The sequence below is a fragment of the Streptomyces pathocidini genome (assembly GCF_001418495.1).
Classification (GTDB): Bacteria; Actinomycetota; Actinomycetes; order Streptomycetales; family Streptomycetaceae; genus Streptomyces; species Streptomyces pathocidini.
This window is the reverse complement of record NZ_LIQY01000077.1, coordinates 1-9,127: the sequence shown is the minus strand read 5'-3', so window position 1 is coordinate 9,127 and position 9,127 is coordinate 1. Positions and strand designations below refer to the sequence as shown.

General features: G+C 75.1%; 8 protein-coding genes and 1 pseudogene. All 9 read right to left on the bottom strand.

Annotated features, from left to right (window positions below; translation table 11 throughout):
• Positions 1-1,420, bottom strand: a 1,420-nt coding sequence (locus tag AOK16_RS05080; protein ID WP_055471007.1) for an AMP-binding protein, incomplete at its 3' end; no start/stop codon positions are given.
• A gap of 6 nt (positions 1,421-1,426) precedes the next feature.
• Complete coding sequence (locus tag AOK16_RS05075; protein WP_240483378.1) at positions 1,427-2,086, bottom strand: 4'-phosphopantetheinyl transferase family protein; 660 nt, start codon at positions 2,084-2,086, stop codon at positions 1,427-1,429.
• Complete coding sequence (locus AOK16_RS05070; protein WP_079101072.1) at positions 2,083-3,597, bottom strand: acyl-CoA dehydrogenase family protein; 1,515 nt, start codon at positions 3,595-3,597, stop codon at positions 2,083-2,085. Before AOK16_RS05070 ends, AOK16_RS05075 begins: the two co-directional genes overlap by 4 nt.
• Entirely contained in the window at positions 3,590-4,756 is a 1,167-nt protein-coding gene (locus tag AOK16_RS05065; RefSeq protein WP_055471006.1) for an acyl-CoA dehydrogenase family protein, read from the bottom strand. Before AOK16_RS05065 ends, AOK16_RS05070 begins: the two co-directional genes overlap by 8 nt.
• Positions 4,753-5,028, bottom strand: coding sequence for an acyl carrier protein (locus AOK16_RS05060; protein WP_055471005.1), 276 nt, complete (start codon positions 5,026-5,028; stop codon positions 4,753-4,755). The genes AOK16_RS05065 and AOK16_RS05060 overlap by 4 nt, the downstream gene beginning before the upstream one ends.
• Positions 5,029-5,061: 33 nt before the next feature.
• Positions 5,062-6,282: an acyl carrier protein gene (locus tag AOK16_RS05055; protein WP_055471004.1), complete on the bottom strand. Its 1,221-nt coding sequence runs from the start codon at positions 6,280-6,282 to the stop codon at positions 5,062-5,064.
• Between the two features lie 2 nt (positions 6,283-6,284).
• The gene (locus tag AOK16_RS05050) at positions 6,285-7,016 is read right to left on the bottom strand and encodes a maleylpyruvate isomerase family mycothiol-dependent enzyme (RefSeq protein WP_240483377.1); all 732 of its coding nucleotides are present in this window, start codon (positions 7,014-7,016) and stop codon (positions 6,285-6,287) included.
• Complete coding sequence (locus AOK16_RS05045) at positions 7,013-8,263, bottom strand: pyridoxal phosphate-dependent aminotransferase (RefSeq protein ID WP_240483376.1); 1,251 nt, start codon at positions 8,261-8,263, stop codon at positions 7,013-7,015. Before AOK16_RS05045 ends, AOK16_RS05050 begins: the two co-directional genes overlap by 4 nt.
• 11 nt (positions 8,264-8,274) lie before the next feature.
• Positions 8,275-9,127: pseudogene (locus AOK16_RS05040) on the bottom strand (lysine 2,3-aminomutase); the annotation flags it as partial.

Below are 9,127 nucleotides of genomic sequence, written 5' to 3'. Positions count from 1 at the left end.
GGTGCGGGGGCTCGGGGTGGACAGCCGGGTCCGCGGTGTAGGCGGCGGACAGTTCCGTGCCGCCGTCGGGGGTGGCCGTCGCCAGGACGACCGCCTCCGTGATCCCCGGCTGAGCGCGCAGCGCCGCTTCCACTTCACCCAACTCCACGCGGTAGCCGTGCACTTGGACCTGATCGTCGAGGCGTCCCAGGTGGACGAGTGCACCACCGGGCGCCCGCAGCGGTTCAACGCGGTCGCCGGTGCGGTACCAGTGGGCGTCGGTGAGCGGGGTCGCCGGGTCGTACGGGGTGCCGTCGGGGGCGAGGAAGCGTCCGGCGTTGTCCGCCGGGTCGAGGTAGCCGGGGAAGCGCTGCGGGCCCCGCACGCTCAACTCGCCGTCCCGCAGGAGGGTTTCCACGCCCGGGTAAGGGGTCCCGATCGGGACCGTGCCGCTCGCCGGCCTCGGCCACAGGTCCGGGTCGCGCGGCAGGCGGTGGGTGGTGCAGGTGACGGTCAGTTCGGTCGGGCCGTAGCTGTTCTCGACCGTGCTGCCGGGGGCCGCCCGCTGCCAGGCCTCGGCCTGCCGCAGCGTCAGCGGCTCACCGCAGAACGTGCTGCGGCGCAGGGTGGGCATACTGCCGGGTTTGAGCGCGCGGAGCCGGTCGGCGATGGAGATGACGGAGGGGACGGAGTTCCAGTGGGTGATGCGGCGCCGGTTGACGAAGCGTACGGGTGAGAGCAGTTCGCCCCTGGTGGGCACGACCAGGGTGGCTCCCGTGCCCCAGGCGGCGAACAGGTCCAGGACCGAGGGGTCGAAGGTCAGGTCGAAGGTCTGGGAGAGGCGGGCGCCGGGGCCCGTGCCGTGGCAGGGAACCACGTGGGCGAGATAGGCGTTCACATTACGGTGCCGAATGGGGACGCCCTTGGGGGCGCCGGTGGAGCCGGAGGTGAAGAGGATGTAGGCCAGGTCTTCGGGGCGGGGGCGGTGTGCGGGGAGCGGGAGCGCCGTCGGCGCGGCCGCGTACGGCAGGTCCGCCGCGACCACCCGCAGCACTGGGGCCGGGAGTTCCTGGTCCGTGCCCGGGCCGCCGTCGCAGAGCACCGCGTCCACCGCGGCCTTCCGTACGACGGTCGCGTTGCGCTCCGCGGGGAAGGACGGCCCGAGTGGTACGGCGGTGGCGCCCAGCCGCTGTACGGCCAGGTATCCGGCGTACGCGACGACCGTGCGAGAGACCAGCAGTCCGATCCGGTGCGGCGCGGTGCGGCCTTGGCCGCTGCCGCGGTCTTCGAGCAGGCGCAGCAGTTCCGCGGCGAGCCGGTCGGCGAGGGCCGCCAGCTCGGCGTAGGTCAGGGTGCTGCTGCCCACTTCCAGGGCGGGGTGGTCGGGGTATGCCGCGGCCGAGGCCGCGAACCAGTCGTACAGCGCGCGCTGTTCGCCCACCGTCGTTCACCTCTCTTCTTGACTGAAGGCGCAGCTCAGGGGGGTGGCCGAGTGCTCGCGCAGGCTCAGCCAGCGGTGCTCGCGCCAGGTCCCGGCGCGCCCGCCGAGCGGTACGTCGATCTCCCAGGGGCGCCCGGCGACGCCCTGCCCGGTGGCCTTGACGCAGGCCTCCTGGGCGGTCCAGACCCAGGCGAGCTCCGCGGCCGCGCCGGCGGCGGGGAGGCGGGCGAGGGTGTCGTGGTGTCCGCGGAGACAGCGGCGGGCCAGCGCGGGCGCCGCACCGCCGGCGGGCGGGTGCTGCACGTCCACGCCGACGGCCCGGCCGGTGGCCACCGCGGCCGCCGCCGTACCCCCGTCATGCGACACGCTGACGCCGAGGTCCGGGTGGCCCGCCAGATGCGGCTTGCCGCGCCGGTCGCGGACGACGGTCGCTGTGGCGGCGTACGGCGCGACGCTCTCGAGCAGCGCCCTCAACACCCCCCGCCCGGCGAGGAATTCCCTGGCGCGCCAGTCCGGCATACCGACCGCCTGGGCCCGTTCGCTCGGCAGCGCGGCCCCGGACCCGTCCGCGTAGGCGGCCACCGCCAGCCACACCCCATCGGCGACCTGCCAGGGCTCCGGGTGCCGCGGGGCAGGGGCGACGGACGGCTCGACCCGCAGGGTCACCGTCCCGCGCCCCGCTGGTGCGGCAGATTCTGGCGGGCCGGTGGCGGGAGCTGACCGCCGCCCGGCGCGGGTTGCCCGTTCTCCGGCCGGGGCAGGCCAAGGCCCGGCTGCCGCGCCTCGGCGCCCTGTTCAGGCCCTGCCTCGCCCACGTCCAGCGGAGCACCGCCCCACACAGACGCGCCCCCGCCCGGGCAGGTGAGGCCGTCCGCCGGCTCCCCGCCGCCCGGCCGGGGCAGGCCCAGGCCGGGCCGCGGCACGTCGGTGCCCTGCTCGGGGCCGGTTGCGGCTGCTTTCGGGAGGGCGCCGCCACACGCGGGCGCGTCTTCTCCGGGCCCGGCGAGGTCGTTCGCCAGCTCCGCCAGGATGGTCTCGGCCGTGTCGGCCACCGCTGACAGGACGACCTCTGTCGCTCCTCCGCCGATGCCGAACAGGGCCGCCTGGGCCCGGGTTTCCTGGATTCCGCCGGTGGTGAAGCCCGCCGCGCCCCACAGTTGCGCGCACTCCCCCAGGACGTGGCCGACCGTCGCGCCGGCCGCCGCCTTCAGCGTGGCGGCGGCCCCGGTGTCGTACGCGTACGCCACGCGGTCGCCCAACTGGCGGGACAGCGCGTGCAGTTCGCGGACGCGGACGAGGCAGGCGGCGAAGCGCTGGCGTACGGCGTCGAGTTCCCACAGGGTGCCGTCGCCGTGGGCGCGGGTGGTGAGGTGCCGGTGGGTGTCTTCCAGGGCGCGGCGGCACAGGGCCGTGCCCCACAGCGCGCCCGCCAGGCGTTCGGTGGCGATGTGGCGGGCGAAGGCGGGCAGGCCCATGCCGGTGCGGCCGACCAGGTGCTCGCGGCCCAGCCGTACGCCGTCGAACTCCACGTCTCCCACGCCGGAGGAGCCGAAGAGGGCCGAGTCGGCGGGGCGTACCGTCACGCCGGGGGCGTCGGCCGGTACGAGCACCCAGGTGAAGTGGGTGAAGTGGCGGCCGGTGCGGTGCCGGGCCAGGACGAGGAAGTGGTCGGCCGTGGTGGTGTTGGCGATCCACGCCTTGGCGCCGTGGACCTCGACCCCGTCGTCGCTGATACGGGCCTCGGTGCGCAGCGCCGTCAGGTCGGTGCCGGCGGTTACATCGGTGGCCGCCAGGGCGACGGCGCTCTCGCCCGCTACGGCCCGCGCGAGTTCCCGCCGCGCGAGGGGGCGGGGGTCGGTGGCCAGTACTGGCAGGGCGGTGGCCAGTTGGACACTGGCCGAGAGGGTGGTGGGGATGGCGAACCGCGCGTCGGCTGCGGCCAGGACTCGCGCCAGCCGGTCGGGGTGCACGCCGGAGGCGACGGTGCCGCTGTCGCGGTAGCACCAGGCGGTGAGGCCCGCCGCGCCGAGGGCGGTCCACAGTTCGCGTCCGGTGGCGGTGCGGGGCAGGGCGTCGAGGGCGTCGAAGTCCGGCTGGGAGTGCGGCGGGGAGGGCGGCGGGGCGGCCTGGGAGCCCGGCCGCGCGCCGTGCTCCCGCGCGCTTGCCGTCTCAGGCAAAGTGCACCCCCTGGTCGCGCAGGGCGAGGCGGCCGTCGGCGAGGTGGAGCCGGTCGTTGCTGTAGTTGAGCGCGGCGGACCGCAGGTCGCGCAGGGCGAGTTCGAGGCGGGTGGGCGAGTCCTTGAGGTAGCCGTGGCGCAGCCCGACCGCGTCGATCAGGTCCTCCACGGCGGCGTGGCACTGCTCGGAGGCGGTGATCTTCAGGGAGTTGAGGAGGAGCTGGCTCCTGGTCTCCGTGAGGTCGCCGTCGGATTCCACCATCGCGAGGGTGTGGCGCAGCAGGGCGTGGACGGTGTCGAGGCGCTGCCGTGCCCGGGAGAGGCGGGTCAGCAGCAGTTCGGAGGTGATGTCGAACCGGCCCCGGCTCTCCGGTGAGCGCAGGAGGCGCAGGACGCGGGAGAGCGCACCGGCGGCGGTGCCGAGCCAGACGGCCGACCAGCCCAGGTGCGCCAGCGGGCCGAAGACGGTGGCGGCGATTTCATGGAACCCGCCGTGTCCGCCCAGCAGTTGGTGGGCGGGGACGCTGCCTGTGAGTTTGAGCGGGAGGCTGTGGCTGGCCCGCATCCCGAGCGGCTGCCAGTCCCCGGAACCGCTGATGTCCAGCTGGGCGCGGTCGGCGTAGACCAGGGAGACCTGGTTCTCGGAGACCGCGCCGGGGCTGCGCATGGTGATGAGGAAGCCGTCGGCGTGCGCCCCGCCGGTGACGATGGGCGCGAACCGGTCGACGGTCAGCGCGGCGCCCGGGGCCTCCTCCCCCAACTGGGCCTCCGCGCTGAGCAGGTGGCCGCCCTTGCCCGCCTCGGTGGTGACGGATGCGAGGTACACCTGCCCGGCCGCGATACGCGGCAGCAGGTCGGCGCGCAGCGGCTCGCTCCCGTACCGCACCACGGCGGCGGCCTGCTGGCAGTGCATCGCGAGGATCATGCCCACGGAGGTGTCGGCCCGGCCCAGCGCCATGCCGGCCTCGATCAGGTCCGCCGGGCCTCCGCCGAGGCCCCCGTACGCGGCGGGCACGAGCAGTCCGAGCAGCCCGGAGTCCCGCATTTCGGCCAGGGCCTCGACGGGGAAGGCGGCTTCGCGGTCGGTTCGGGCCAGGTGCTCCTCGGCGACCTTGGCCACGCGCGCGGTGCGCTCCGCGGGGGCGAAGGTGCCGGTCACGGCGCCACCGGGCCGGTCGGGGCCGTCAGCTGTGCGGCGACGGCGTTCCACAGGCTTCCGGCGGTGGCGAAGGTGGTGTCGTTGAGCTCCTCGTCCGGCAGCGAGATGGCGAAGGCGTCCTCGATGGCGAAGAGCAGTTCGATGGCCTGCATGGAATCGATGCCGAGGGCGCGCAGGTCGGTCTCGGGGGTGATCGCGACGGGTTCGCCGGCAGCGCCGCCGGGGGTGAATTTCAGGAAGGGGCGGAGGAGTTCGGTGAAGCGTTGGTCCATGGGAAGGGTCCTAGATCCGGGATTGCGGGGTGGTCAGCGGGCTATGCGGCAGAGGTCGTCGACGCGGTGCAGGTTCTCGGGTACGAGCGCGTCGGGGTCGAGTTCGAGGTCGAGCTCCGCTTCCAGGCGCTCGATGATCTCCACGAGGCGGAAGGAGCTGAAGGTCGCGTACGTGTCGAAGGCGGCGCCGTCGAGCAGGTCCGGCTCGGCCGCGCCCAGCACGGCGGCGACGATCGCGGCCACGGAGCGGCGCAGTGCCGCGTCGGCGGGGCCCGGCTCCGAAGCGGCCGAGCCGTGGCTCGTGGTGTTGCCGCCGCCGAAGGCGGCCTCGTCGGCGGCCAGGGCCTCGCGCAGCCGCTGGAGAAGACCGGAAGGTTCGGCCCTGCCCCGCTCGACGCGGCGGTGGGCGAGGTAGGTCTGCTCCTGGACGGCGTCCCAGCGGCGCAGATGGTCCTGGTCCACGGGGAGTCCCGCCCGCTCGCGGTACCGGGCGTGCAGCTTCCGGGCGCGGGTCAGCAGCCAGGTCTCGGCGGTGAGCCGGTGCAGCGCCCGTGCCCGGTCGGGGCACGTCCCGTACGCGGCCAGGTACTCCTCGGTGGGGCCGTTCTCCCAGGCCGGGTCCGGCTCCTTCGGCAGTTCCACGGGTCGCAGGTCCAGGACCTCGGCGGTCGTGATCTCCGCCAACTGGCTGTCGGCGAGGGTCCATTGCCCCGGGTCGGCCGCACCCCATCGGGTCTCGTTGCGGTAGGCGTCGGTGACGTGCCAGCCGTCGGGTCCGGCCGCCAGCAGGAAGCTGTGGTCCATGTGCGCGCGGCGGTGGTAGGGCAGCCAGGGCAGGGCGTGGGCGTCGGCCACGACGTAGCGGTGGGCGCCGCCCGCGGCGCGTACGGCGTCCAGCAGCCCCTCGCCGGCCAGGCGCGCGCGGGTGGCAACGCGCAGCCCCAGCACCCGCTCGGCCTCGGCCAGATGGGTGTCGAGCGGCGGGTCCACGGTCGGCAGTCCGTCCTCGCCCGGGTGGCAGTGGAAGCGCAGCCGGGCGCCCAGCCTCAGGTGGGTTCCGGGGCCGTGGTGGTGGTCGGCGAGGACGCCCAGGTTGGCCTGGACGCAGTCCAGCAGCCCGGCGTCGACCGTGTCGGGGTCCGGGTCATGCGGTCGCCGCTGGGCGGCGGGGATGGCGTTCACGCTCACCTCGTCTGTCGCGTGCGGCCGGGTCACGTGCCGCGCCGTCTCGTACGGGTCTGTCGGTTCCGGCACGGTCAGATCCAGCCCGGTAGCGCGGGCAGGGCGGCCCCGTCCGCCGTCGTGAGCCCCTCGCCCGCGGAGCGGCCGGTGAGCCAGGCGAGCACGTCGGGCCGGGTGCCGGTGACGGTCGGGCCGCCGGTGCCGAACCGGTGGATGGGGGCGCCCTGTTCGTCCCGCAGCTCGAAGGTGGTGGCCGCGGTCGCCTGGGCCAGGTGGCCGGCCACGTCCTCGGTGATGGTGCGCAGGGCCGCGTCGGGGATGTCGGCGAACCCGTAGCCGAGGTCCAGGTCCGCGTGGTGGACCTCCAGTTCGCGCAGCCGGATCACCAGGATGCGTTCGGGGGTGCACAACTCCCCGGTGAAGGGCCGGATGACGGCCTTCCAGGCGGGTTCGGAGAGGTTCTCGACGGCCTGCTGGAAGTGGGCCGCGGTGCGCCGCACCTCGGCCGCCAGCTCGGCGGCCGGGCGGCCCGCGCCCGCCTCGATCTCGGCGTCCCGCGCCCGCAGGTCGGCGTACTGGGGGCGTTCCACGCCGGTGCGCGCCCACTCCAGCAGCCGCTCCAACGCCGGTACCTGGGCGGCCAGATGGCTGAGGACGTGCCCACGCGTCCAGCCGGAGAGCCGGGAGGGGGCGGCGATGTCGGCGTCGGTGAGCCGGTCCAGGTCGGTCAGCAGGCGGTCGGCGGCCCCGGCCAGTTCCCGGAAGGTGTCCTCCGTGGCGGGCAGGTGTTTCATCGGGTGCGTCATCGCGTACCTCCGGTCAGTGCGGCGAAGCCCTCCTCGAGCCTGGTGAGGGTGGCGGCGATGTGGGGAAGGCGCACCGGGTCCCCGGCTTCGAGGGCTTCCCGCTGCTGCCGCTCGTCGCCGTAGAGCAGGCTGGTGGCGGCCTTGAAGCGCAGGGCGGCCGGTTCGTCGCCGAGGTGGTGTCCGGGCAGCACGACGATGCCGGAGTCCACCAGCAGGCGTTCCGCCAGCGAGGCCGAGTCCTTGGCGCCGCGCCCGGCCAGCTCCTCGCGCAGCGGCTCGAAGTCGGGGTAGACGTAGAACCCGCCGGTGGGCGGCGCGCAGCGGGCTCCCGCCCGGACCGCGAGGGCGTGCACGGCCCGCGCGACGGCGCCGTGCAGCCGGGCGCTCGCCGCGAACCGCTCGCGGATCTCGGGGGGTTCGGCAAGGGCGTACTCGGCGACCCGCTGCATGGGCCCGGCCAGGGTCGACCACAGCTCGCTGGCCGCCGACACGACCCCGTCCCGGATCCGTTCGCCCCGCGCGCAGGCGGGGAAGCGGGCCGCGCCGATGCGCCAGCCGCCGAGCCCGAGGGTCTTGGACAGGCCCGTGGTCACGACCGTGCGCTCGGGGGCGAGCTCGGCCGGGCTCACGTACGGGGTGGCCCGGGGGTCGTGGACGAGGTCGCGGTAGATCTCGTCGGACACGATCAGCAGGTCCTCCTCCTCCGCGATGGCGCACAACTCCCGTACCAGCGGCGGCGGGGCGAGGGTGCCGGTGGGGTTGTCGGGGAGGGTGAGGATCAGAATGCGGGGGTCGTGCCCGGCGGCCCTGGCCGTGCGGAGGGTGTCCCGCAGCACGCCCGGCTCGGGCACGCCGCCGCACTCCCGCGGGATCGGAACTCCGAAGACGCGTTTGCCCGCGTACCGGGCCTGCGGGGCGTAGGTGTTCCACGCGGGCCGGGGCAGCAGCACGTCGCCGGGGAGGACGAGTTGGAGTGCGGCCAGCAGCGGCTTGCTGCCAGGGGCGACCACGATCTGGTCGGGCCCGGTGGGCAGGCGGCGGCGGGTGAAGTACCCCGCGGCGGCGGCGCGTACGGCCTCGCCGCCCGCCACCGGCCCGTACGCCGTGCGGTCGGCCCCGGCCGCCAGTTCGCGGGCGAGGCCGGGGAGCAGGGGCAGCCGGGCCTCGCCGAAGGCGAGATGGAGCAGCGGGTCGCCGGCGGCGCGGCGACGGTCGACGAGTTGGTTGAGGGCCAGGTTGGGTGACATGAGAGGGATGGTCATCGCTGGGTGGTCCTCTCCGCTGACCCGGGGGTTTCGGCCGCCCGGGACGTTCCCTGCCCGAAGACGGCCGCCGCCAGGTCCGCCGGGGTCTCCGGGCACGCTTCCAGTTCGTCGAGCCAGGCGGCCGTGGCCGAGTAGCGGGCCCGGAAGGGGCGGCCGACCAGGGAGGGGTCGCGCGCCTGGAGCAGCCGGAGTTGGAAGAACCGCCCCCGCGGCGACTCCTCGACCCCGTCCACGGCGACCTTGCCCGGCGTCGCGGACATGACCGGCCCGCGCACCGTGCGGGCGAGCCCGGGGAGGGTGCGGTAGGCGGCGCGGAAGATGTCCGCCGCCTTGGCGAGCGGCACCTTGAAGTAGTCGTGCGGGCCGGTGTCCCGCTCCACGAAGAGGTAGTACGGCACCGCGCCCGCCGCCAGCTGCGCCCGCCACAGCTCGCCCCAGGTCCGGGCGTCGTCGTTGACGTGCGCGATCAGCGGCGCCTGGCAGTAGACGACCGCGCCGGTGGCGCGGATCCGGGCCAGCGCCCGCCGGGCCACATCCGTCTCCAGTTCGCGCGGGTGGCTGTAGTGGGCCATGACCGCCAGCTGCCGCCCCGAGGCCACGATCCGCTCGAAGAGCCGCAGGACGTCGTCCGCGTCCTGGTCGGAGACGAACCGCTGCGGCCAGTAGGCCACGGACTTGGTGCCGATCCGGATGGTGCGCACCGACTCCACCTCCAGCAGCGGTTCCAGGTGGGAGCGCAGCCGCTCGGTGGTCATCACCATCGGGTCGCCGCCGGTGACCAGCACGTCGTGCACCTCGGGGTGGGCGGCGCGGTGGTCGAGCAGGCCGGCCGGGTCGGGGGCGGCG

Coding starts and splice junctions, on each gene's coding strand:
- AOK16_RS05060 (WP_055471005.1), bottom strand. CDS start 5,028: ATGGACCAACGCTTCACCGAACTCCTCCGCCCCTTCCTGAAATTCACC.
- AOK16_RS05050 (WP_240483377.1), bottom strand. CDS start 7,016: ATGACGCACCCGATGAAACACCTGCCCGCCACGGAGGACACCTTCCGG.
- AOK16_RS05045 (WP_240483376.1), bottom strand. CDS start 8,263: ATGTCACCCAACCTGGCCCTCAACCAACTCGTCGACCGTCGCCGCGCC.